Origin of the sequence: Cryobacterium sp. Hh38, from assembly GCF_004403235.1 — a bacterium.
Lineage (GTDB): Bacteria > Actinomycetota > Actinomycetes > Actinomycetales > Microbacteriaceae > Cryobacterium > Cryobacterium levicorallinum.
On record NZ_SOHD01000042.1, the window covers coordinates 32,086 to 54,744 of the forward strand.

The window sequence follows — 22,659 nt, forward strand, 5'->3', positions numbered from 1 at the left end:
GTCGATGACCGATCACGATTACTGAATGTTAGCGCACTATCACTTCCTGTCAATTGACAATTTCTACCCTGGTTTCGCTGATCGACAATTGGTCAGAGGACTGTTCGGCTTGGTTTTCGAGCCCTTCTGACGCTATTCATGGTGCGCTAACATGAGGCGACCGGGGTTGTCGCCTCGGAGGGGAGGAGTCGCATGGCTAGGGAACCTCGGCCGCGCGGTCAGAGCGTACGCATGATCGACGTTGCGAAACTCGCCGGGGTGTCACAACAAACCGTCTCCCGGGTCGTCAACGGGCACAGCAACGTGGGCGCCGAGGTGCGGGACCGCGTCGAACGGGCCATTGCGCAGTTGCGGTACAACCGCAATTGGGCCGCACATGCCCTGGCCACGAACCGATCCATGAATCTGGGTGTGGTGTCCCATTCCCTTCCAGTGCACGGTTCCGCCCTGGTGCTCTTCGGTGTTGCCGAAGAGGCGCGGCGCAACGGCTATACGACCAGTCTGGTGACCATTCCCCGGATCGATTCGGCCGGCATCCGTACCGCGCTCGATACGCTCGTCGCCGATGCGGTCGATGGGATCATCGTGCTCGCGCCGATGACGGCCGCCGCCCCGGTATTGCTGGGGCTGGATCCCGAGGTGGCGATCGTACGGTTCGAGCAGGGTTCACCCGCGAGTTCGACGGCGGTGTCGATGGACGATGCGCTGGGAGCACAGCTGGCGACCCGGCACCTGCTTGATCTGGGGCACGACACGGTCTGGCACGTCGGCGGGCCACCCGGCTGGATGGCTTCGGAGGCACGGCGCGCCGGATGGCTGTCCGAACTCGCGCGGCGCCACCGAACGGTCAATCCCGAGTTCTGCACCGAGGATTGGACAGCCGATTCCGGCTACCGGGCCGGAGTGGCCATTGCCGAGGATCCCACGATCACCGCGGTCCTGGTGGCCAACGACGCGATGGCGCTCGGAGTCATTAAAGCCCTCACCGAACGAGGGATCGACGTGCCCGGCGACGTGAGCGTCGTCGGCTTCGATGACATGAGCGAGGCCCGCTATTTTCAACCTGGCCTCACGACCGTTCGGCTCGACTTCAACGAGGTCGGCCGGCTGGCGGTGGACCGGGTGCTGCGGCTGATGGGCGGCGAGCCCGCGGAGCTGATCCCGGTCATCCAGCCGGTCCTGGTGGTGCGCGACAGCACCGCGGCGCCGGGTCAGCGCCGCGCTCGTTCCGCTAGTTGAGCGGACTGCCGTCGCGGGCGGCTCCATCGGCGGCGTGCACCACGAACAGGTCGGGGGTGGTGAAGCCGTGGGCGGCGAAGGCGGCGAGAACGGCGGCCTGTACGGCGGGCACGAATTCAGTCGGAGTCAGGGCGATGGCCGCGCCGCCGAAACCGCCACCGGTCATGCGCGCACCGATCGCGCCGGCCGCCCGTGCGGTGACCACGGCGAGGTCGAGCTCCGGCGCTGAAATCTCGAAGTCGTCCCGCATCGACCGGTGCGAGGCATCGAGCAGATCGCCGATCGCGGCGCATCCGCTCACTCGCAGGGTCTGCACGGTGTCGAGTACGCGCTGATTCTCGGTGACGATGTGGCGCACCCGGCGAAAGGTTTCGTCGTCGAGCAGCGCCTGCGCTCGGGGGAGATCGTCGACGCTGAGATCGCGCAGGGCGGGCACCCCCATGATGCGGGCGCCGGCCTCGCAGGACGCGCGGCGCGCGGCGTAACCGCCCGTTGCGTGCGAGTGGCTGACCCGGGTGTCGATGATCAGCAGTTCCAGGCCGGCCGGGTTGAGTCCGAGCGGGATCACCTCGGCCGCGAGGCTCCGGCAGTCCAGAAACACGGCCGCGTCGACCTGGCCGAGCAGTGACGCCGACTGGTCCATGATGCCTGTTGGGGCGCCCACGACGCGGTTCTCGGCGAGCTGGCCGACCCGTGCCAGGGTCGGCCGATCGAGGTTCAGGCCCCAGACCTCGTTGAGGGCGACCGCGACGGCGCATTCGAGCGCGGCCGATGAGGAGAGTCCGGCCCCGACCGGCACATCGGAGTCGACATAGATGTCGAACCCCGGCAGAACAGCGAGGTCTGCTCCGAACTGTCCCAGCGCCCAGGCTACGCCGAGCGGGTAGGCCGACCAGCCGTTCAGGTTTTCGGGAACCAGTTCGTCGAGCGACACAGCGACGGTCTCGGCGGCGAAAGAACTGGCCACGCGAATAACCCGGTCGGTCCTCGTCGCCAGCGCAACGACGGTGCGCCGGTCGATGGCGAGAGGCAGCACGAATCCGTCGTTGTAATCGGTGTGCTCACCGATCAGATTCACTCGACCGGGCGCCGACCACAGTCCGGTCGCGGTGCGATTGAAGCGGTTCGCGAAGTCGGCCTGGGCGGCGCGATCCAGATCATTCACGAGGGTGTTCCGTCAGTTTCGTTGGCAGCGTCCGCCTCGGCGGCTCGCGCGACGGCTGCGCGAATCGTGGCCGCGGCATCCTCTGGAGTGACATCGCCGATCCAAGCACCCATCGCTGCCTCCGAGCCAGCGAGGAACTTGAGCTTGTCCTCGGCACGCCTCGGGCTGGTCAGCTGAAGCATTAGACGGATGTCCGTGCGATGCACCCGAACCGGTGCTTGATGCCAGGCGGCGATATAGGGAGTCGGGGTTGAGTAGATCGCATCGATGCCGCGCAGCAGCCGACGGTACAACACGGCCAGCTCGTCGCGTTCGGCGAGGGTGGTCTCGGCAAAGTCGGGTACCTGGCGGTGCGGAAGCATGTGCACTTCGATGGGCCAGCGCGCGGCGAACGGCACGAACGCGGTCCAGTGTTCGCCGCGGAGAATCACCCGGTCGCTGGCCTGTTCGCTGGCCAGAATATCGGCGAACAGGGTGGGCCCATAGTTCTCGAGCGAGTCGGCCAGGCGCTGCGTTCGGGGGGTGACGTAGGGGTAGGAGTAGATCTGGCCGTGCGGATGCCGCAGGGTCACCCCGATCTGCTCGCCTCTATTCTCAAACGGGAATACTTGTTCAATACCCGGCAGCTGCGACAGTACGTGGGTGCGTTCGGCCCAGGCTTCGATCACGGTTCGAGCTCTGGTTGCCGACAGGCTCGCAAAGGATCCCTCGTTTTCGGGGCTGAAGCAGACCACTTCGCAGCGGCCGACGGACCGGCGGGTGCGACCGATACCGATGCGGTCGAGATCGGCCAGATCCGTGGGAGCATCCGCTACCAGTGGACCAAACGACGGGGACTTGTTCTCAAACACGGCTACGTCGTAATTGCTCGGGATCTCCGACGCATTACCTGGCGACTGCGGTGCGAGCGGGTCTTGCGTGGCCGGCGGGAGGAAAACCCGGTTTTGGCGGTTGGCGGCGATCGAGACCCATTCCCCGGTGAGGGGGTCCTGACGCATAGTCGCGGTGGTCGCGCGTTCGCTGGGCTCCCGCAGATCGGGGGCGCGATCGGGCGACAAGGTGGTGTCGGGGTCGTCGAAATAGATAAGGTCGCGACCGTCGGCCAGGGTACTGGATTGCCGGGCTATGGTCTCGTCGGCGACAAAGTGGGGGAGGCGGGGCTTTGAGTTCGTCATGGCACTGCCACAATATCAAATTTGCGCAAGCGAAACCATAATATTTCGTATTGAAAAGTAAAAGTAAGTAAGTGATACTGGGGGAATGATCGAGAACGACGAGACGCGCAGCCCGCTACCCGATCCACTTCCCGCACACGTTCGTCGGGAGCAAGCACAGCAACTCGTTGACGAACGCGGGTTTGTGCGGGTGAGCGAGCTGCGCAGCGCCTTTGGCATTTCCGGTGTGACCGCCAGGGCCGACCTCGATGCCCTCGAGCTTCAGGGTGGCGTGCGGCGCGTACACGGCGGAGCGGTGCCGGCCCAGTCCCCGGGTGCGGGTCAACGGGCCGAACGTGAGCCCTCGTTCGAGGAGGCGCTCGGAGCATCCGTTGTTCCCAAACAGCAGATTGCCCAGATCGCGGCTGCCCTCGTGCAGAGCGGGCAGAGCGTGATTCTTGACGTCGGCACGACAACCCACGCCATCGCCCGCGCCCTGGTTGCGCGAGAAGACCTGCACGACGTGGTCATCATCACCAATGGGCTCAGCATCGCCCTCGAACTGGAAAAGGCCATCCCCCGATTTACCGTGATCGTCACCGGCGGGTCGCTGAGGCCGCTGCAGCACTCCCTGGTCGATCCGCTCGCCGGCCTGGTGCTGAGCCAGATTCACGCGGACCTGGCCTTTATCGGTTGCAACGGCGTCGATCTGGACGGCGGCGTGACCAACATCAACCTCCCAGAGGCGGGGGTCAAGGCGCTCATGCTCGCCGCGGCGGAGCGGGTGATCGTCGTGGCTGATCGTTCCAAGCTCGGCCAGGTGCACCTCGGTCGGGTCGGCCCGCTGAGCGCTTTCCACACCCTGATTACCGATGCCGCTGCCGACGCTGGAGCACTGAAAGCGCTGCGCGAGGGCGGGCTCTGCGTTTTGCTCGCCCAAGCGGCGCAGCCGCGGCCATAGGCTGATCGGATGCGCGCACCCACCGGAATTCAATATGACCTGACCCTGCAGACACCGAGCGGAACGACCCGAGCGGTCGTGACGGAGGTGGCGGCCGGTCTGCGGGCATATTCCGTGAATGGCATAGACCTGGTCGAGACCTTCGACGAGTTCGTGCAGCCACCGATGGCAGCCGGAATCGTCCTCGTGCCCTGGCCCAACCGCATTCGTGACGGTCAGTGGACTCAGAACGGCATCAAACGTCAACTGGCGCTCACCGAGCCGACCCGGCAGAACGCCATCCACGGGCTGCTGCGTTTTGCCGCCTATCGTGAACTGTCCCGGCAGAGCGACTCGGTGACGCTCGGCGCCACCGTCTTCCCCCAGTCCGGCTATCCGTTCCACCTCGAGACCGAGGTGACCTACGCCCTCACCGCCGAGGGCCTGAACGTGACGCACCGGGTGACCAACGTTGGCGCCGAGGCCGCGCCGGTGGCCGTGGGGGCGCATCCGTATTTGAAAATTGGCGACGTACCGACCGGCGACCTCGTCGTGAGAGTGGATGCCGCGACCCACCTCGACGTGGACGACCGCCTCAACCCGACCGGCGAGACCCCGGTCGACGACACCCGGTTTGACCTTCGCGCGGGCATCGCGGTCGGCGACCTCGATCTTGACGATGGGTTTGGCGGGGTTGGAAGTGCTGGCGAACACACCCTCACCGCAGCGGATGGCCGCCGCGTCACCCTCTGGGGCGACGAGAACATGCGCTACGTGCAGGTGTTCACACCGCGCATCTTTCCGGTGAGCACCGCCGGCGCCGAGCCGATTCGCGGCCAGGCGATCGCCATCGAACCCATGACGGCGCCCGCCGATGCCTTCAATTCCGGTGCGGGCCTGCACTGGCTGGAGCCGGGGGAGCAGTGGGTCGTGCGCTGGGGCATCCGTCCTACCGGGTTTGACCTGTCGGCCTAACGCGGATGTCGCCGAGCAGCATTGCCCCATGATCACAGTCTTTAACCGACGTACGCGCCTGCCGCACGCTCTCGGGCGGTACCGCGTCGACCTCGTGCTGCTGCTCGTGGCCGCGGTCTGGGGTGGCAGCTATCTGAGCGCGAAGGTGCTCACCGAGCAGGCGAGCGTGTCGGCCGTGCTCGCCCTGCGGTTTCTGGTGGCGGCCCTGGCACTGCTGATCGTCTGGGTCGTGCGGCGCGAACGGCTTCCAACGCGGCGAGCGCTCGGGCTAGGGCTGCTCCTCGGGGTGACGCAGGCGAGCATCCTGTGGCTGGAAACTCAGGGAGTCGCGTTCACCTCCGCCACGAATGCCGGGCTCATCATCAGCCTCACCATCATCGTCACACCGGTGCTGGAGTCGGTCGCGGCCCGGCGCTGGCTGCCGCGCCCGTTCTTTGTGGCCGCGGTGCTCGCTGTCGTCGGCGTCGCCCTGCTGGTCTCGGGCAACGGATTCGCCGAGCCGAATGTGGGCGACTTGCTCATTCTGGCGGCGGCACTCGTGCGATCCCTGCACGTGACCATGATGGGCCACCTCACTCGCGGCCGGAGCGACAGCACCATCACCCTTACCCTGCTCCAGGCGCTCGTCGGCGCGGTCGTGTTCACGGCATTCGACGTTGCCGGACTGGTCGCGGCGATTTCGACTTTTGATGTAGCCGCCTGGATCGGCGTGCTCTACCTGGGCCTGGCCTGCAGCGTGTTCGCGTTTCTGGCCCAGATGTGGGCGATTCGCCGCACCTCGGCGGCCAGGGCCAGCCTGCTCATGGGCACCGAACCGATCTGGGCGGTGCTCGTGGGAGTGTCGCTCGGCAGCGAAACACTCGGCCTGGTGGGCGCTCTCGGGGCGATCCTCATCATTGCCGGAACCTTCTGGGGCCAGCGCATCGAGGCCGGTCACCGGATGAGCGCGGCGCGCCCGAACCAGCCCGACGTCGGGGGCCCCGGTTGCTCGCCGAGCCGTGAGTTTCGGCCCGACGAGCTCGCCGAGCCGTGAGTTTCGGCCCGATTCTGGCGGCTCAAATCTGCCTGAAACTCACGGCTCGATGCCTGAAACTCACGGCTCGGTGAGTGGATGCCCGGGCATCCACTGGTCGAGACCGCTAGCGCTCGCGTACGCTCGACTCCGGCCGTAGGTCGAGGCGACGCAGCAGCTGCGCGTTGAGCGCGACGACCACGGTGGACACCGACATGAGCAGCGCGCCGATCTCCATCGGCAGCACGAACCCGATCGGCGCGAGCACTCCGGCGGCGAGCGGAACCGAGAGCAGGTTGTAGCCCGCCGCCCACCACAGGTTCTGCTTCATCTTGCGGTAGCTCGCCCGCGACAGCTCGATCACCGAGAGCACCGAGCGCGGGTCGTCGCTCGCCAGAATGACGCCAGCCGACGCGATCGCCACGTCGGTGCCGGCGCCGATCGCGATACCGACATCGGCCTGGGCGAGCGCTGGAGCGTCGTTGACGCCGTCGCCGACCATCGCCACGCGGCGGCCCTCGTGCTGCAGCTCGGCGACCTTGCGCGCCTTGTCCTCCGGGTGCACGCCCGCGAACACCCGGTCGATTCCGAGCTCAGCAGCCACCGACTGGGCCACCGCCTCGGCATCGCCGGTGATCATGACGACCTCGATGCCCTGTCGGTGCAGGGCGTCAACGGCTTGCCGTGATTCCTCGCGAATCTCGTCGGCGAGGCCGATCGCACCGATGACTTCACCGTCCCGCAGCACGTGCAGAATGATCGCACCCTGACTCTGCCACGCATCGGTCTCGGCCAGCGGCGCCGCCCCGTGCTCATCGAGCATATTCGGCCCGCCGACACCGATCCGACGCCCGTCGACCAGGCCGGTCACGCCGACCGCCGCGGCAGTCTGAAACTCGCTCGCACGCGGCACGGTCAGCCCGCGGGTGCGCGCCGCCGAGACAATGGCGCGGGCAAGCGGATGCTCACTGTCACCTTCAACCGCGGCCGCCCAGGCGAGCACCTCGTCCGCGGTGATCGGAACCGAAGCCGCGGCATCCGCTTGAATGACGGCGAGGTGGCTGACCGTGGGCTCGCCCTTGGTGAGCGTGCCGGTTTTGTCGAACAGCACCGAAGTGACCTGGCGCATGCTCTCGAGGGCGAGGCGGTCCTTGATCAGCACGCCGCCCTTCGCGGCGCGTTCGGTGGCGATCGACACCACGAGCGGAATCGCCAGCCCGAGGGCGTGCGGGCAGGCGATCACGAGCACGGTGATGGTGCGCACCACGGCATCCTGCGGCTGGCCGAGCGCGGTCCACACGATCGCGGTGATCACTCCGGCGCCGAGCGCAAACCAGAACAGCCACCCGGCTGCCCGATCGGCGATGCGCTGCGCCCGCGACGACGAGCCCTGCGCTTCGGTGACGAGTCGCTGGATTCCGGCCAGCGCGGTGTCATCGCCGACCGCGGTCACGCGCACCCGCAGGGCGGAATCGGTCGCGACCGTGCCCGCCACGACCTGGTCGCCGACAGTGCGCTGCACCGGGCGTGATTCGCCGGTGATCATGGACTCGTCGACGTCGGCCGTGCCCTCGGTGATCTCTCCGTCAGCGGGCACGCGCCCGCCGGGCCGCACCACGACGAGGTCGCCGAGCACCAGATCGCTCGGCGAGACCACCACAATGGCGTCGCCCTCAACTCGCTCTGCCTCATCCGGCAGCAGCGCGGCGAGCGATTCCAGGGCAGTGGTTGTCTGCGCGAGCGACCGCATCTCGATCCAGTGCCCGAGCAGCATAATCACGATCAGCAGGGCGAGTTCCCACCAGAAGTCGAGCTCGGCATCGATGAGGCCGAGGCTCGCGCCCCAGGACGCGAAAAACGCGACCGTGATCGCGAGCGCGATCAGCAGCATCATGCCGGGCTTGCGAGTTTTCAGCTCGGAAAAAGCCCCGGTCAGAAACGGCCGGCCGCCCCAGACGTACATGACGGTGCCGAGTACGGGGGAGATCCAGCTGATGCCCACCACGTTCGGCAACGCGTAGCCGACGAACATCGAAAACATGTGGCTGAATCCGACCACGGGCACAGCGAACACGAGCATGGTCCAGAACAAGCGCCTAAACTGCCCGACGTGGTCACCGTGCCCGGCGTGGTTCATGGCGCCGTGGTCCATGGCGGAATGGTCCATCGCGGAGTGCTCGGGACTTGTGATTGTGCCGTGGTGCTCGTTGGGGTTCGTCATAGTTTCCTCGGTACTGAATCGATCGATACCCCCTTAGGGTATCCCTAAAGTTGCGCTCACGCATCCGCTGTGCGCCGCCTCACCGAGCCGTAAGTTTCGAGTCGCTGGATTGGTCAAATCGGGTCACGACTCACGGTTCGCTGCACGAAACTCACGCTTCGGCGAGCGGATGCCGCGGCGAACCACGCCAGAACCCACGACCCGGGTTCGCCCCGAAGATTCCGTGGCACGCCGCATCCAAATGTGCGCACACCGCACCGCACAATCGGGCAGGCTTGACCCATGGCCCAGATCGAAACGGCACCACCCGTTGAATCCCCGCAGGACACCGCCCGCCGCACCGCGCTCACCAGCATGAAGCGGCTCGCCGGCGGGCTGCTCGTGCTCATGGCGCTCATCTTCACGGTCTCTTTCGCCCTGCAGGAACGCTACCCCTGGCTCGAATACGTGCGCGCCGCGGCCGAGGGCGGCATGGTCGGCGCCATCGCCGACTGGTTCGCCGTCACCGCCCTGTTTCGCTACCCGCTCGGCCTGCGCATCCCGCACACCAACATCATCGCCAACCGCAAGGACGAGATCGGTGCGAGCCTTGGCGAGTTCGTCGAGACCAACTTTCTCTCCGAGGCGGTTATCCGCGGCAAGCTCGAATCCGTGCACCCTTCCCGCCGCCTCGGCGCGTGGCTCAGTGACGAGAAAAACGCCGAAAAGCTCACCGACGAACTCGCCGTGGCCGGCCAGGGGCTCCTCAACCTGCTCGGCGACGACGCCATCAAGAACCTCATCGAGTCCGTCGCCCGCGAACATCTGGTCAAGCCCGAGTGGGGCCCGAGTCTCGGACGGGTGGGTGAGCGCCTCGTCACCAGTGGGCAGCAGCACGCGGCCGTCGACCTGCTGCTCGACCGCGCTGACGGCTGGCTGCGCGCCCACCCCCAGGCGTTTGGCCGCGTGGTGTCGCAGCGGCTGCCCACCTGGCTGCCCGGATTCGTCGACAAACTCGTCGACGACAAGGCCTACCGCGAGGTGCTCGCCTTCGTCGCGTCCGCCCGACAGGACCGGCAGCATCCGGTGCGAAAAGCCCTCGACGACTACCTCAGTGAGGTCATGCACGACCTGCAGTACGAGCCGGCCATGATCAACCGGGTCGAAACCCTCAAGGCCGAGGTGCTCGACAACGCCAAACTGCGCGAGTTCGCCGGCGACACCTGGGCGGCGGTCAAGGCCTCACTCACCGAGGCACTCCAGGACCCGGCCAGCGCGCTGCGGGTCGGCATCCGTTCGACGCTCGAAGACGTCGGCCGACGACTGACAACGGATGCCGCGCTCGGCTCCCGCATCGACCGCTGGCTCGCCGACACGGCCAGCTATGTCGTGGCCAACTATCGCCATGAGATCGCCGGGGTCATCACCGAAACCGTGGAGCGCTGGCCCGCCGCCGAGACCGCCGCGAAGATCGAATTACAGGTCGGCCGCGACCTGCAGTTCATTCGCATCAACGGAACCGTCGTCGGCGCCCTCGCCGGTCTGGTTATTTTCACGCTGGCCCGGGCCGTGTCGCTGCTGTTTTAAGCGACTGGCGGCCCGGGTCTGGCGGAGACCCGCTACCGAGCGGCGGTGTATTCCGCTGCCGCGGCGCGCAGGCGGCCGTGAACGCCGCCGTAGGCTTGCGCGTCCTTTAGGGTCCACTTGGGCAGCTTCGCCACCATCGTATAGTTGGGATCGCACACGTTTGCGGCCGGTGCGAGTCCCATTTGGCTGACCAACTGATAGGCATCCATCGTGTCTAGGCCGGTGAGGTCGGATGCCCAATTCACGAGGTCTTTCTGGCTGATCCGAAAGGCATCTTCCAGAGGTCGAGCCGACCCGGTGCTCATGATGAACTCGTCGTTCTCAAGCCGCGGCCAGGCCGAAGCGCCACCCTTGACCAGGTCGAGTGCGATGACGGAATTCATCGCCGACTCCAGGCCGGTTCCACAGACCTCACCCTCACCCTGGCGGGCGTGACCGTCACCGAGCGACAGCATCGCGCCGGCCACATTCACCGGAAGATACAGCGTCGTTCCGGCCCGCGCTTCCGGGGTATCCATGTTTCCGCCGTGGGTGGATGGGGTCACGACCAACCGCACCTCGCCGCTGGCGGGAGCAACGCCGACGGTGCCGTGCATGGGATCGAGCGGGAGAGCCAGCGTGTAATCCGAGTTCGTGGCACGAAAGGTGGCCGTCCAGGCATCCAAATCGATGTCGTAAAACCAGACCCGCTCCGGCAGCGGCTCGTGCAGCATCGCCGTCTCGTGCGTTGCGGAGAGCGCACCAAAGAGCGGGAAGGTGCTCGAAATCGCGTAGGAACGTGCCGGCACGATGGAGACAAAGTGCACGGCCAACAGGTCGCCGGGCTCAGCCCCGATCACCTCGATCGGACCGGAGACAGGATTGAGCTCGGAAAAAGGCACGATTTGGCTGGGAACGTCTGTGGGCGTCGTGACCCGTCCGCCGAAGCAGTCTTCCGTGCTCACCTCGACGATATCGCCGGGGCGAACGCTCAGCAGCGGCTCCCGACCCCCGAACACATAGGAATACTGTTCGGGGAGCGGAGCGAGCTTGTGTGCAGCCATCGAGCTACCGCGCATCCGCCATCGCAGGCTCCGTGGCCGTGCTGACCTTCATCCGGCCGGTCTTGTACAGCACGAAGGCGATGACGATTCCAATGATCAGCCAGGCCACGCCGACGACCTGCGCCGACACTCGCGCGTTGTAGAGCACAAAGGCGAGAACCACGAAGCCCAGTACAGGGAAGACCAGGTGCACGAACCAGCGCCGGGACTTCTGCCGCACGATGAACCACCACACCACCGACACGTTCAGCAGCAGGAATGCGGTCAGGGCGCCGAAGTTGACCAGGGCCGCGATCACGCCGAGGCCGTCGGGTAGGAGGGTCAGGAATAATCCGAGCACCAGCGAGATCCCGGCCACCAGAAATGTCGCGTTGACCGGCACGCTGTGCTTTTCGCTGACCTTCGCGAGGAATTTCGGCAGCTGGCGATCGCGCGCCATGGCGTACAGCAGGCGAGAGGTGGACGCCTGGGCAACGAGCGCATTGGCGAAACCCCAGGCGATGGCCGTCGAAGCAGCGGTCAGGATATACATGAACGGTCCGCCGGCGACGGCGGCCGCTTCATAGAAGGCCACCCCGGCCGGGTCGCCATTGGCGATGAGCGCTGCGGGGTCTTCAACCAGCATCGAGGCCACCCAGGTCTGCACGACGAACAGGACGCCCAGCAGGCACAGGGCCGCGATCATGGACCGACCGAGGGACTTGCTGCTTCCGCTGTTTTCCTCGGCCAGGGTGGAGATTCCATCGAAACCGAGGAAGGACAACACAGCAATGGATGCTGCGCCAAACAGCAGCGGGAGGGAGAAGGTATCAGCGTTGTAGAACGCGTCGAAGCTGAAACCCTGACCCTTGCCCTGCGAGACTGCGACGATGCCAACGACCAGGAAGATCGCCAGCACGAGGAGTTCGAGCACCAGCATGACCCGGATGACAACCGCGGCCAGGTGGATTCCGAGGTAGTTAATCACGGTGTTCAGTGCAACGAAGGCAATCAGCCACAGCCAGATGGGAACCTGGCTGATGATGCCATTCATCGCGATTGCCGCGACAAAGTACAACAGGGTCGGAATGAGGATGTAGTCGAGCAGGATCATCCAGCCGGCGATGAAGCCCGTTGGGCGGTTGATTCCGCGACCCGCGTAGGTGTAAACCGAACCGGCCATCGGAAAGGCCTGGGCCATCTGCGAGTAGGAATTCGCCGAGAACATCATTGCAACCAGGGCGATGATGTACGCGATCGGCGGCATTCCGCCCGAGTCGTGAAAGACGCCGCCGAAGATGGCGAATGGTGCGATGGGCACCATAAAGATGAGGCCGTAGATGATCAGATCGCTGAACGTCAGCGTTCTCTTCAGCTCTTGCTTGTAACCAAATTGTTCAATACCCGCACTCGTGGTACTTGCAGAGGTGCCCGGGGTTGTGGAGCTGTTCACGCGTTTTCCTATCGTCATCGACAGCCGTCATTATTTCCATGTGGAAATTTTGTTTATGCTACACCTGGCGCAGTGTTCTGACAACTTCTAGGTCGGTGCCGCTGGCCCGCGCCATGCTCATGGGTCGACGTCTGAGATCGATTCCCGCCTGGGCAAAATCCGACCGATTGGCGTCTGAAAAAAGCCGCTCGGCCACCTGGGTCGCGGTGTTTGTAGTGAGCAAGCCACTTTCACACATGGCGGCCAGCAGGTGCACGCCGTCGTAGCATCCTTCGGCGTAGGAGCCGGGCAGCGGTGCGGTCAGTCCAAACCGAGCGACGTACGACTCGAGCAATCGGCGGTGCCGGTCATCATCCTGCAGCAGAAATGTGGGCATTGCGGTGTAGAGCTCCCCGCTGCTGTCGCCGCCCGCCGCGACCAGACAGCTCTCGTCCAGAGCGGTACACAGTCGAACGAACGCCGTGCTGGCATCCAGCTCGGTGACCCCGCGATGAAATTCGATGCCATCGCGGCCGACCAGGGAGACCAAGATTGCATCGGCCCGTGCTCGCTGTGCGGCGGCCACGAGCTCCGCAACGTCGACGTGTCCCATCGGCACGAGTCGGTCCATGACGACGCGCTGCTGCAGATCGCGCAGGACGCGAGTGGCGGCAGCGTGTACCTGACGTGGCCAGACGTAATCATTGCCGATGAGGGCCCATCGTTCTACCCGCCGGTGTTTGGCGAGCCACGCAATCGGCCGACGCAGATGCTCGGCCGGGTCGCTGCCGAGAAATACCGATCCGGCCGACGCTCGCCCAAACTCGTGCGGCGGCGTAAAGACATAGGGCACCCGATTGTTCACGCGTGCCTCGACGGCCACACGAATATTCGAAGTGTGTGTACCCACCAGCCCGTCTACGAGCCCGGCACCCACCAGTAGATCCACCTCGCGCGCGACGTCTTCCGGGGCTCTGCCGGCATCGACCAGGACGAGGTCGATGGTCGTTCCCGAGGCACGGCACGCTTCTTCGGCCGCCAGAACCGCGCAATTGATAATGGCTGGGCCGGCCACGCCCATCAGGCCCGACAACGGCGCGAGCAGTCCCAGCCGAAGTGTCTGCTGCGTAGGACCGCACAGGAAAACTTCACTGGAGAGCACTACTCTGACCTGGGGCGCCATTTGACCATTATCACGTAGCGGGAATCCCGGACCTTATTTTTCGCGAACATGGAGGAGTACCATGGCCGAGCAGCTGGGGAGCGGGGCGCGTGCGCTAGGAATCGTGGCACCCCTGGCCGAGCTCGTCTGGGCCCTCGCTGACCTGGAACGGCGCCTCACACTCGGACTGAGCGTTGCCCTGTCTGAAGAGAACACCACGATGGATCAGTGGCGAATTCTGGAAGCCTTGGACCGCCTCGACTCGCCGACCATGGGTGAGCTGGCGGAGACGTCCGGCATGGCAAATGCGAGCCTGAGTCGAACGGTGGACTCACTGGAAGATTCGGCTTCGGCGTTCCGCCTGCCAACCGCGACCGACCGTAGACGCATTACCGTGCATTTGTCGGATCGGGGCCGGCAGCGGCTCGCACGCATTCGTGAAATCGTCTCCGCGTGGGGGCAAACCATCGAACACCGGTTGGGAGCGGATGCCGTAACAGCCTTGGTCGAGGCTGCCGGCACTGCCGCGCGCTCTCTCGAAGACACCCCAAGAAAACCCTGATGGGGGTTTTGCCGCCAATTGGCTGCAAATCTGGGGCAAGATGATGGGATTTTATCCATTCGGGGCAGAATGATCTTTTGTCCTGTTCCGAAAGGCGCCCATGCACGACCTCGTCCGGTGGGCCCTTCGCCCGGTGATGCGCATTTGGACGGCATCCGCTGAACGGGCGGACCGCCACCTGCCTCGCCCGAGCGATGCCCCGCAGGCCCACGCCCCCGGTATCGACAGCGACCGCGTGCTGATCCTCGGCTGCGGTCCCGCGGTCGGCTGGGGGGTGCTAAGTCATCAGCTCGCCCTGCCCGGCTCGCTCGCCCGCGAACTCTCGGTACGCACCGGGCGCGGCGTCGACATCGACCTCCTGGCCAGCCGTACCATGACCGCCGAGAATGCGCTGACGGCGCTTGCGGACACCCGGCTCGGCCGTTTCGACGCGGTCGTCGTCATCCTCGGCCTCAACGAAGCGCTCGACCTGACCAGCGTCACCGAATGGCGCGAGCGGTTGACCGCCCTGCTCCAGGAGCTGGAACGCGAGACCTCACGCAGTACCCAGATATTTCTGCTTGGGATTCCGCCCGTTCACAGCATCGAGATCTTTCGACGTCCGCTCGTGCGCATCGCCGATTGCTCGGCCACCGACCTCAACGCGGTCACCGCACGGCTGGCCGCCGGGGCCCCGCGCACCACGTTCGTACCGTTCTCGCCGTCAGCGACGGTCGAAACCGACCGGCACCGCACCCCCGCCGACTACCGCGATTGGGCCGTGCTCCTGGCCGACGCCCTGGCCGACAGCCTCGACTCCGCGCGTGTCGGTATCGTGCCTCCCCCCGATCCGCGTCAAACGGATGCAGCCGGCCAGGAACGCGCCCGGCAGGCGGCCGTTGATGGCCTGGCCATTCTCGATACCCCGCCAGAGGCCCGGTTCGACCAACTGGTTGTCCTGGCTCAGCGGCTCTTCGGCACCGAATCAGCGGTGATCAGTGTTATCGATCGCGACCGTCAGTGGCACAAGGCCAGGGTCGGGCTCGCCGCCACGGAGATTCCGCGCGCCGATTCCTTCTGTGCACGCACCATTGAGGGGACCGGTGCTCTCGTTGTCGAGGACGCGCGAACGGATGGCAGGTTCAGCGGCAGCCCGCTCGTGGTGGATGAGCCACGCATCCGCTTTTATGCCGGGTTCCCCATCGAATCACCCTCGGGGGAGCGTGTCGGCGCCCTGTGCGTGTTCGACCCCCAGCCGCGGGCGCTCGCCGAAGTCGACCAGGTGCTGCTGCGCGAGCTCGCGCTGCTGGTGCAGCGCGAACTGCGGGTGCCGTCGGTCTTCGGCTGACCTCGAGCGAGCGGCCGCATGCGGTAGGCGAGTACGAGTTTGGCCGGTGTTGGCGACGTCGGTTCCTTCGCTGTTGCTGTCGGCATCCATGACGATAAGCTCGCGGCGTGAGCGACTCCTTACGGCGCAGACTGCGCGCCCTGCCCGACTTTCCCGACCTGCTGCCCGCTTTCGATCCGTCCAGCGCACCGGCCGACCCGGTCGACCTGTTTCTGCAGTGGCTCGATCACGCGCTCGCCGCGGGCGTGCCGCAGCCGCACGCCTTCAGTCTCGCGACTTCGACCCCCGATGGCCGCGTGTCGTCGCGCATGCTCATCCTGAAGAACGTTGACGGCGGGGCCTGGCAGTTCGCGAGCACGCGCGGTTCCCGCAAGGGACGCGAGCTCGCCGCCAACCCCCATGCGGCGATGAACTTCTACTGGCCGGCTCTCGGGCGGCAGGTGCGCGTTGTCGGATCGGTTTCGCTGCTGACGGCCGAGGCATCCGCTTTGGACTGGGAAGAGCGGCCAGGAGCCGATGGTCGGGCCAATCCCGACTGGCAGCTCTACGCGCTGCACCCCGCCGAGGTCGAATTCTGGCAGGCCAGCCCGGATCGCCGTCATATCCGCCACCGCTACGACCTCTGAAAGCCGCCCGGCAGCATCCGCTGACCACGTCGGTCTCGGTTGCGGTGGCTGATTCAGAACAGCCGGTCGCGCAGTCGTGGCTGGGCCAGCAATACAGCGGGCGTGAGTGTGCCGTGGCGGCGGATTTCCTGAAGTAGCCACCGAGCGGCCCACTAACCGCAGGCAAACGGGAGGCGGAAACACAAAATGCGCACCGAATCCAGCGGATTCAGTGCGCATTTGCCGCGCCACTTGCGCGATCATTGTGGGCCCCGTCGGGCTCGAACCGACGACCCAAGGATTAGAGTTAGTGGGTTTCCGGGGGTTAGTTCGGAGTGTTGTTTGTTGCTCGATGCTATGCGAACACTGACTAGTTGCACCTAGGCTTTATCGGGCGTTGCCGGTGAATGTTCGGGATAGATTCGGGGTTCATGCGTGGTCTGGGGACGCAGAAACGCCCCCGGTGCATTCAAGTCCGGGGGCGTTGCTGGTGTTGGCGCTGGCAGGTCTTAGCCGAAAGGGAGTAGCTCGCTACCATCGGCCCCGCCTGCACACTCATTACAGGATCAGGCGGGTGACGTTCACGCCGGTCTAGGTGGCCTTGCGGCGGTAGGCGTTCAGAATGACGTGTTCGGCCAGGCTGAACCCCTCGAAGACGGTTTTACGCGTCTGATAGTCGTCGACGGATATGGTTATGGTCCCGTCGGGGTTGTTCGACAGGCGGGCAGTCGCGGAAACGATCACGGCGGCAAGCGCGGTGTTCGGCTCGTTGAATTGTGCGTCCCAGCCTTTGCCCCGGGTGTACGCCTTGACCATCTCGGTAACGACGATGACGTGACGCCCAGCCAGGGTGGCGAGGTTGAAGTCGTCACCCCTGCCCAGGTATTCGGCTACGTCGGTACCGGTCACGGTGGCCATGATTAGACCGTGATGCCGGTCAGCTTGACGATCGACTCGACGTTCAGTGGGGCGGCGTCGTAGCGGGCAGTCACGCGAATAGCCTGCTGGTCGTAGTCTCCGAACGTCTGGTCGAGGATCTTCACCGTCGGGGCCTGGTCGCGGGCAACTGCAATCTGCGAGAAGTCGGCCAGCACGGCCTGCGTGGTCTTGGTCGTGGTGCCGACAACGGGAATCCGGTTGGTAATGATGACCGGCGAGCCGAACAGGCGGAACACGCCGTCGGTGGTCGGGTCGGGGGTGAGCACGTACTGGTTGGACCCGGTGGCCTGCTTGATCTTGCGGAGCGCCACGAACGTTTCGGGGCGAAGCATCCACTTCAGGGAAGCCATGTTCACCCCGCCGGCCAGTGCCTTACCCCAGGCGTCGAGCAGCGCGTCGAGTCCGACGGTGCCGACGGCGGCGACTTCCTGCGTACCAACGTAGTTGAGGATACCCAGCGGGGTCGTGCCAGCGTCCCCGGTGCCGGCAATGAAGGCATTGTCGAGCTTGGTGGCCACGTCACGCACCAGGCGGTCTTTGATCGCGGCCTCGAGGGACACGACCGACTGGCGGGCCAGCTCGTTGCTGAAGCGGGTCAGGGTCTTCACCGACTTGATCGTCGAGGGCAGGAGGGTAATTTCGTCGAACGACACGTCGGCGTCGGTGATGAGTTCGTTTTCACCCTTCCAGTCGGGGCTGGTTGCGCCGCCCAGCTTCGGGACGCGGACGGGGCTGCCGTCGGTGTCGAAGATGCGCGGGCCCGCTGCGAGAAACACGGATGCGTGCTCGAGGGGCTGGACCAGAATGGACTGGACCTGTTCGGCGGTGAGTTCTGCGGCGTTGGCGGTTGATACGGCCATGATGATTCTCCAAACGATGGTGAGCTGATCGTTTGGGTGCCAGACCCACTAACGTGAATACCCCCCAGGGGTATCTCGAAGATACCATCCGGGGGGCTTTGTGTCAAGCGCTGTAGCTGCTAGGAAAAGCTCTGCATCTGCGGGCGCGGCGTGACCTCGACAGCCATTGCTACCCCCGGAGCAAGTGAGATGGTCAGCCAGTGGTCTTCAGTCAAGTGCAGCTCCACCAGTTTCGGCTCGACTCCATCCCAGTCGGTCAAGACATCCCACGACTCGTGATTGATCTCGAATGTCGTTCCCGCGTAGTGCAGCTTGTACTCTTTATCGGCCAAGATACTTCCCCCTACTTCGCGCCGGACCTGAGCAGCCCGGACAAGCTGAATGTATCAGTGGCGACCGACGCACCCTGCCCGATATCGCCGGTGGGCTTGCGGTTGGCCAGGTGCGGTTTGGCGGTGAGGAGCGCGTCGACGGCGGCGGTCATGGCCTCGGGGTCGGTGAGGTGGGCATCGTCGAACGGGAGGTCGGTGGCATCGGCCAGACGCCCGCCGGCACGCACCAGCTCGAGGTGGAGACGCTTGGCGAGGTCGTCGGACTGTCCCGCGCGCTGCCGGTACTTGGCATTCTCGTCGCGGAGCTTGACGACGTACTCACGCGGGAATGTCTCGGCGGTGTCGTCGTCGGTCGTGTCGGTGGTCTGTGCATCGGTGTCGAGCTCGTCGACGGCCTCGAGGTTGGTCTGGTCGGTGATGGTCATTAGCTGGTCCTTTCAATGGGGAAGCGGCGGGCGGTGGCGGTGGATTCGTCGTGCAGTCCGGTGATCGTAAAGACAACGCCGATCAGGGCGGGGTCGAGCGGGTTGGCGGTGACGGTCACGACGTCGTTGATCTTCACGGCGGCGCTGGTGACGACGGGCAGGGACAACACCAGGTCCTGCACGGTGATCGTCTGCCCGGCTGGTGTGGCGGTGCGAGCGGCGAGACTGGGACGCCGAATTCTGCCGGGTCCTGTGTAGACCACCACGACGACGGTTTCGTATTGGCCAGTTGCCTCGTTGAAGACAGGTTCACCGCCTCCTCGGGTGACGGTGCAACGGGTGGTCATGAGCTTTTCAGCCTCACGACGCCCGGCCAGGACGTGCTGTTCGATGTTCATTTCGTGGTCCTATCTCGAGACTGAACGGATTTTGTCGACGGTGACGACGCGGTGCGTGCAGGCGCACCCTTTGTGGTGCGGCATCCGGTGGTCTTTCGGCCAGATGCGGCCTTCACGCCACCAGTAGCGGCAGAGCTGGCAGGGATCGGAGTCCATTTGTCGGACGTACCCTTCGACGGCGGTGGACTGTTTGACCCCTTCGGAGTAGGCATCCGTCGCGGCACCCAGTGGGGCATTGGTCGCAAAGCGAGTGAGGCGGGCGTCGATATCCTCCCCGGCCTCGAAATCGACCAGTAGCGTCTCTACGCCCCGCTGAAGCCTTGGCTGGTCGTATCCGCTCGGCAGTACGCCCAGAGGCGCGTGCGTGTCCCCGGTGAGGCGGTAGAGCTCGGCAGACAGCGACAGGTCGGCCAGCGCTGCGGCCTTGCCGTTGGCTTGCAAGATCAGGGCGGCAGCGAGCTGCACGAACTGCGCTTTCGTGATCCTGCCCAGCCCGTACACGCGCCACGCCTCGAGCACCTGCGCATTGGTCGATTCGCGGATCTTCGACAGGCTCGTCTGGTAACTCAATCGGCCACCAGGAACGCGGACAGGTCAGCGCCCGACGCCGTGAGGGCTTCGGCGCGCTTTCCCTGCATGATCGTCGTGATCTGTGACGGGCTGTAACCCATCGGGTCGGCCAGCACGGCGACCAGCGGCACACCGATCCCGGCAAGCTTCGCTGCGGCGTCGGCAACCTGCGCCGGCGTGCGAGTATCGGGGGCCTTCCACAGCGTCTCGAAGTCGCGGCTGTTTTGCCCGTCGCGGACCTTCATCACCAGGTCGGCCACCTTCGCCCAGCGGCGACCCAGAGCACGGTGTTTGCCGATAATCGCGGCCACCAGCGATGCCTCGGCGCTACTGATCGCGTCGGCACTCGGCGGCTGGTCACCGTTCAGCCCCAGGTAGTGCGGCGGCAGACCTGAGATAGCGCCGATCTGCTGCGTAAGGATCGCCACGATATCGCCGTAACCGTCGAGCCGGGCGCCGTCGAACTGCCCGAACTTGGTTTCGGAGTTCTCGGACTGCCAGACCCGGTTTGCTTCGGAGCTGAACGGGTTCACGGCGTTGCCGTCGTCGTCTTCCATGATCTCCATGCCGGTGACCCAGCGACGCGGGCGGGCGAAGTATTCGGAGCTCACCAGCGCGTCGGACATGATCTTGTTCAGCCCGTCGGTGAGGTCGAGAATATCGGCCATCTCGGAGACACCCTCGAAGTCGAGCAGCCGGCCAGAGTTGACCAGTGGCACGACGGGGACTTCACCCAGCGGATTCGGGAGCACTTCGACGACCTGCAAGGCGTTTTCCTTGCCGGCGTACTTCGTGATCTTGTCGGCCTCGAGCACGACGGCGTGGTGCGTGGTGCCGGCCAGCCACTTCTTCAGTACGGCGGTAACCTGCCCGGATGCCGGGTCGAAGATCGCGGTTACCTGTTTTGCCGATTCGACGGTGACGCGGGGCCCGTTCGGACCTGCCCAGACGAACACGAAAGACCGGCCATAGACCAGCGCGTCGAGGTGCGCTAGGTGTGACTGTGCCTCGAGGTCGTTGGCCTGCCAGATACGCCAGAGGTCGGCGTCTGCGTTGTCATCCCCGATCGCCCGAAACCCGGTGACCTGAAGCCGTTCAGCGATAGACCGAACGGCGAGCTTCGGGAAGTTCACCGACAGAACGCGGAGCTTGTTCCCCAGCGCCTCGGCAGACTTCGGAGACAAGAACGCGGCGGGCTGCGTGCCGGCGTAGTAGCTATCAAGCTTGGCAAGTCCACTCTGGGACTCGTCGAGCTTGGCGGTCAGTGTTTCTAGTAGTTCGCTCAAAACGAAACCACCCTTCTTTTCTTGGTGTTGTTGTGCCAGGCGGCACGGTCCCACGCGACGATTGCAGCGATAGCGGCGTCAATCTTGCGGGGTGAATTGCGCTTGTCCTTGGATACGATCGCGCCGATAGCTGTTTGCACGGCCACCGTCTGCGAGACGTGCAGGGACAGAGTTTTGTTGCCGTCGTGCGTCATCGTGTGATCGAGAACGGCGGCGTAGAGGCGATCTGTCGCCGGGCCCATCCGGTTACGGAAACCTGTGTTGTACTCCACGACCCGGCGCTCACCGTGGGTTTTACTCCACGCCTCAATTTCCGACCTCCATCCCCAGGGGTCACAGGCCAGTTCCACGACGTCGAAGGTGTTGAACGCATCGTCGACGGCCTTGGTGACCTCGGCGCGCGGCACACGCCAGGCGAGAGAGTCGGGCTTATTCCACACGTTGATAGGGCTAATGAATCCGTCCAGCGTGCAGGCCACCAGCGCGGTCGAGTCGCCAGAGGCAGAGCCGTCGAAACCTAGAACGATTCGTTCGCCCGGCTGCAAGGTGCGGTCATCCTTGCGGGTGTCCCACATGCCGAACGGAAGCCAGGAGTCCTGTGATCCTGCCCACTGACCCAGGCGATATCTACGAAACGCGGCTTCTCTGGTCGTGGCCTGTGTGGCTCGGAGCGCGTCGATCGAGAGGAAGTCACCCAGGGCAGGGTTGGCAATCTGCCATGCTGCCTCATCGTCGACAGCGCACCCTTCCGGCGCGGCCCATTCCCGAAACACGAACGCGGGGTCGGCCTGTTTGCGCCCGTACTTCACCAAGTCCCACATGACCGACTCTTGCGAGTCCGACGGCGTGCTAATCGCCAGGGTCAGCGACTCGGCACGCTTGCCAGATGCCGACGTGACCGCCTCCCAGACGTCACGGTCGACGACGTGCAGCTCGTCGACGATCATCAGCGTCGGGTCCCAACCCTGAAGCGCGGAGACAGTAGCCGGCAAGGCGTAGAACTCCCCGCCGTTCTGCGGCACGACCAAACGATCCTTGTAGATGTGGCAACGGGCGGCCAGCTCGGGATTGAGCTCCACCATCCGACGGGCTGCCTTGTAGACGTGCTGCGCTGTCTGCTCGCTCGACGCGACGACCAGAACCTGCGGGGCGTCGATCTCATCGGCAAACAGACCATAGAGGGCCAGGAGCGCGGCCAGCCCGGTCTTCCCGTTGCCTCGAGGGAGACTCAGGAGAGCTTGCCGGGGTCGCGGGCGGTCCATCGGATACAGCGCGGCCACCGTCTCGAGCTGCCACGGCCTGAGCACGAACGGCGTGCCCGATCCCTCACCCTTCGGCACCTTCAGAAACGCCTTGGCGAAGGCGTCGATACGGTCCACACCACGAGGCGGGAAGGCATCCCAGGAGAGCGGATCAACCGTAATGGCCGACTTCGCGCCCGGCCTCAAAATACCCCCTCCGGCACAG

Annotated in this window: 22 protein-coding genes; 8 read left to right on the forward strand and 14 right to left on the reverse strand. The window is 65.2% G+C overall.

Translation table 11 applies throughout. The features are described 5' to 3' along the window. The first annotated feature begins 192 nt into the window (after positions 1 to 192). The gene (locus tag E3T41_RS14270) at positions 193 to 1,239 is read left to right on the forward strand and encodes a LacI family DNA-binding transcriptional regulator (RefSeq protein ID WP_307725685.1); all 1,047 of its coding nucleotides are present in this window, start codon (positions 193 to 195) and stop codon (positions 1,237 to 1,239) included. On the opposite strand, the gene galK is transcribed toward E3T41_RS14270, so the two are convergent. Together galK and galT are read right to left on the reverse strand one after the other, a co-directional pair. Continuing rightward, positions 1,232 to 2,404: a galactokinase gene (galK, locus tag E3T41_RS14275; protein WP_092449658.1), complete on the reverse strand. Its 1,173-nt coding sequence runs from the start codon at positions 2,402 to 2,404 to the stop codon at positions 1,232 to 1,234. The two genes, E3T41_RS14270 and galK, sit on opposite strands and share 8 nt — an antisense overlap. Further along, entirely contained in the window at positions 2,401 to 3,579 is a 1,179-nt protein-coding gene (gene galT, locus E3T41_RS14280) for a galactose-1-phosphate uridylyltransferase (RefSeq protein WP_134479175.1), read from the reverse strand. The genes galK and galT overlap by 4 nt, the downstream gene beginning before the upstream one ends. Positions 3,580 to 3,664: 85 nt before the next feature. On the opposite strand from galT, the gene E3T41_RS14285 reads away from it, so the two are divergent. From E3T41_RS14285 to E3T41_RS14295, 3 genes are read left to right on the forward strand one after another with little or no spacing between them, the layout of a single operon-like run. Continuing rightward, positions 3,665 to 4,519, forward strand: coding sequence for a DeoR/GlpR family DNA-binding transcription regulator (locus E3T41_RS14285; protein WP_104132262.1), 855 nt, complete (start codon positions 3,665 to 3,667; stop codon positions 4,517 to 4,519). A gap of 9 nt (positions 4,520 to 4,528) precedes the next feature. Further along, positions 4,529 to 5,473 carry an aldose 1-epimerase family protein gene (locus E3T41_RS14290; protein WP_092449664.1) on the forward strand — a complete coding sequence of 315 codons (945 nt, stop codon included), beginning with the start codon at positions 4,529 to 4,531 and terminating at the stop codon, positions 5,471 to 5,473. 28 nt (positions 5,474 to 5,501) lie between these two features. Continuing rightward, a complete protein-coding gene (locus E3T41_RS14295) occupies positions 5,502 to 6,506 on the forward strand; it encodes a DMT family transporter (protein ID WP_134479177.1) in 1,005 nt (334 codons plus the stop codon). A 106-nt stretch (positions 6,507 to 6,612) separates the two neighbouring features. Here the strand turns inward: E3T41_RS14295 and E3T41_RS14300 are convergent, their stop codons facing one another. Further along, positions 6,613 to 8,706 carry a heavy metal translocating P-type ATPase gene (locus E3T41_RS14300; RefSeq protein ID WP_134479178.1) on the reverse strand — a complete coding sequence of 698 codons (2,094 nt, stop codon included), beginning with the start codon at positions 8,704 to 8,706 and terminating at the stop codon, positions 6,613 to 6,615. Between the two features lie 282 nt (positions 8,707 to 8,988). On the opposite strand from E3T41_RS14300, the gene E3T41_RS14305 reads away from it, so the two are divergent. Further along, positions 8,989 to 10,272 carry a DUF445 domain-containing protein gene (locus tag E3T41_RS14305; protein WP_092449670.1) on the forward strand — a complete coding sequence of 428 codons (1,284 nt, stop codon included), beginning with the start codon at positions 8,989 to 8,991 and terminating at the stop codon, positions 10,270 to 10,272. Between the two features lie 32 nt (positions 10,273 to 10,304). Here the strand turns inward: E3T41_RS14305 and E3T41_RS14310 are convergent, their stop codons facing one another. The 3 genes from E3T41_RS14310 to E3T41_RS14320 are packed head-to-tail and all read right to left on the reverse strand — an operon-like array spanning position 10,305 to position 13,909. Continuing rightward, positions 10,305 to 11,315: an acetamidase/formamidase family protein gene (locus E3T41_RS14310; RefSeq protein WP_092449799.1), complete on the reverse strand. Its 1,011-nt coding sequence runs from the start codon at positions 11,313 to 11,315 to the stop codon at positions 10,305 to 10,307. A gap of 4 nt (positions 11,316 to 11,319) precedes the next feature. Next, complete coding sequence (locus E3T41_RS14315; protein WP_233195464.1) at positions 11,320 to 12,747, reverse strand: APC family permease; 1,428 nt, start codon at positions 12,745 to 12,747, stop codon at positions 11,320 to 11,322. A 58-nt stretch (positions 12,748 to 12,805) separates the two neighbouring features. After that, a complete protein-coding gene (locus E3T41_RS14320) occupies positions 12,806 to 13,909 on the reverse strand; it encodes an ABC transporter substrate-binding protein (RefSeq protein ID WP_104133383.1) in 1,104 nt (367 codons plus the stop codon). Positions 13,910 to 13,970: 61 nt separating this feature from the next. Here E3T41_RS14320 and E3T41_RS14325 point away from each other — a divergent pair, with 61 nt between their 5' ends. The 3 genes from E3T41_RS14325 to E3T41_RS14335 all read left to right on the forward strand — a co-directional run bounded on the left by E3T41_RS14325 (position 13,971) and on the right by E3T41_RS14335 (position 16,403). Continuing rightward, the gene (locus E3T41_RS14325; protein ID WP_092449675.1) at positions 13,971 to 14,450 is read left to right on the forward strand and encodes a MarR family transcriptional regulator; all 480 of its coding nucleotides are present in this window, start codon (positions 13,971 to 13,973) and stop codon (positions 14,448 to 14,450) included. Positions 14,451 to 14,550: 100 nt separating this feature from the next. Next, positions 14,551 to 15,777, forward strand: a complete 1,227-nt coding sequence (locus E3T41_RS14330) for a GAF domain-containing protein (RefSeq protein WP_092449676.1) — start codon at positions 14,551 to 14,553, stop codon at positions 15,775 to 15,777. A 107-nt stretch (positions 15,778 to 15,884) separates the two neighbouring features. Beyond that, positions 15,885 to 16,403, forward strand: coding sequence for a pyridoxal 5'-phosphate synthase (locus E3T41_RS14335; protein WP_134479180.1), 519 nt, complete (start codon positions 15,885 to 15,887; stop codon positions 16,401 to 16,403). A 570-nt stretch (positions 16,404 to 16,973) separates the two neighbouring features. Here E3T41_RS14335 and E3T41_RS14340 read toward each other — a convergent pair. The 8 genes from E3T41_RS14340 to E3T41_RS14375 form a co-directional block, all read right to left on the reverse strand. Next, a complete protein-coding gene (locus E3T41_RS14340; protein WP_134479181.1) occupies positions 16,974 to 17,300 on the reverse strand; it encodes a hypothetical protein in 327 nt (108 codons plus the stop codon). A 2-nt stretch (positions 17,301 to 17,302) separates the two neighbouring features. Beyond that, complete coding sequence (locus E3T41_RS14345; protein WP_134479183.1) at positions 17,303 to 18,181, reverse strand: phage major capsid protein; 879 nt, start codon at positions 18,179 to 18,181, stop codon at positions 17,303 to 17,305. A 119-nt stretch (positions 18,182 to 18,300) separates the two neighbouring features. After that, on the reverse strand, positions 18,301 to 18,513 hold the full coding sequence (locus E3T41_RS14350; protein WP_134479185.1) for a hypothetical protein: 213 nt from the start codon (positions 18,511 to 18,513) through the stop codon (positions 18,301 to 18,303). Positions 18,514 to 18,524: 11 nt separating this feature from the next. Then, on the reverse strand, positions 18,525 to 18,938 hold the full coding sequence (locus tag E3T41_RS14355) for a hypothetical protein (RefSeq protein ID WP_134479187.1): 414 nt from the start codon (positions 18,936 to 18,938) through the stop codon (positions 18,525 to 18,527). Then, positions 18,938 to 19,336 (reverse strand): DUF6093 family protein, encoded by a 399-nt coding sequence (locus E3T41_RS14360; RefSeq protein WP_134479189.1) that lies wholly within the window; start codon positions 19,334 to 19,336, stop codon positions 18,938 to 18,940. Before E3T41_RS14360 ends, E3T41_RS14355 begins: the two co-directional genes overlap by 1 nt. A gap of 9 nt (positions 19,337 to 19,345) precedes the next feature. Beyond that, entirely contained in the window at positions 19,346 to 19,906 is a 561-nt protein-coding gene (locus E3T41_RS14365) for a hypothetical protein (RefSeq protein WP_134479191.1), read from the reverse strand. Then, entirely contained in the window at positions 19,903 to 21,192 is a 1,290-nt protein-coding gene (locus tag E3T41_RS14370) for a phage portal protein (protein ID WP_166791575.1), read from the reverse strand. The genes E3T41_RS14365 and E3T41_RS14370 overlap by 4 nt, the downstream gene beginning before the upstream one ends. Continuing rightward, the gene (locus tag E3T41_RS14375) at positions 21,189 to 22,571 is read right to left on the reverse strand and encodes a terminase large subunit domain-containing protein (RefSeq protein ID WP_241991190.1); all 1,383 of its coding nucleotides are present in this window, start codon (positions 22,569 to 22,571) and stop codon (positions 21,189 to 21,191) included. Before E3T41_RS14375 ends, E3T41_RS14370 begins: the two co-directional genes overlap by 4 nt. Between the last annotated feature and the right edge of the window lie 88 nt (positions 22,572 to 22,659).

Coding starts and splice junctions, on each gene's coding strand:
- E3T41_RS14295 (WP_134479177.1), top strand. CDS start 5,502: ATGATCACAGTCTTTAACCGACGTACGCGCCTGCCGCACGCTCTCGGG.
- E3T41_RS14305 (WP_092449670.1), top strand. CDS start 8,989: ATGGCCCAGATCGAAACGGCACCACCCGTTGAATCCCCGCAGGACACC.
- E3T41_RS14290 (WP_092449664.1), top strand. CDS start 4,529: ATGCGCGCACCCACCGGAATTCAATATGACCTGACCCTGCAGACACCG.
- E3T41_RS14330 (WP_092449676.1), top strand. CDS start 14,551: ATGCACGACCTCGTCCGGTGGGCCCTTCGCCCGGTGATGCGCATTTGG.
- E3T41_RS14310 (WP_092449799.1), bottom strand. CDS start 11,315: ATGGCTGCACACAAGCTCGCTCCGCTCCCCGAACAGTATTCCTATGTG.
- galT (WP_134479175.1), bottom strand. CDS start 3,579: ATGACGAACTCAAAGCCCCGCCTCCCCCACTTTGTCGCCGACGAGACC.
- E3T41_RS14355 (WP_134479187.1), bottom strand. CDS start 18,938: ATGACCATCACCGACCAGACCAACCTCGAGGCCGTCGACGAGCTCGAC.
- E3T41_RS14345 (WP_134479183.1), bottom strand. CDS start 18,181: ATGGCCGTATCAACCGCCAACGCCGCAGAACTCACCGCCGAACAGGTC.
- E3T41_RS14360 (WP_134479189.1), bottom strand. CDS start 19,336: ATGAACATCGAACAGCACGTCCTGGCCGGGCGTCGTGAGGCTGAAAAG.
- E3T41_RS14340 (WP_134479181.1), bottom strand. CDS start 17,300: ATGGCCACCGTGACCGGTACCGACGTAGCCGAATACCTGGGCAGGGGT.
- E3T41_RS14300 (WP_134479178.1), bottom strand. CDS start 8,706: ATGACGAACCCCAACGAGCACCACGGCACAATCACAAGTCCCGAGCAC.
- E3T41_RS14320 (WP_104133383.1), bottom strand. CDS start 13,909: ATGGCGCCCCAGGTCAGAGTAGTGCTCTCCAGTGAAGTTTTCCTGTGC.
- E3T41_RS14285 (WP_104132262.1), top strand. CDS start 3,665: ATGATCGAGAACGACGAGACGCGCAGCCCGCTACCCGATCCACTTCCC.
- E3T41_RS14270 (WP_307725685.1), top strand. CDS start 193: ATGGCTAGGGAACCTCGGCCGCGCGGTCAGAGCGTACGCATGATCGAC.
- E3T41_RS14325 (WP_092449675.1), top strand. CDS start 13,971: ATGGCCGAGCAGCTGGGGAGCGGGGCGCGTGCGCTAGGAATCGTGGCA.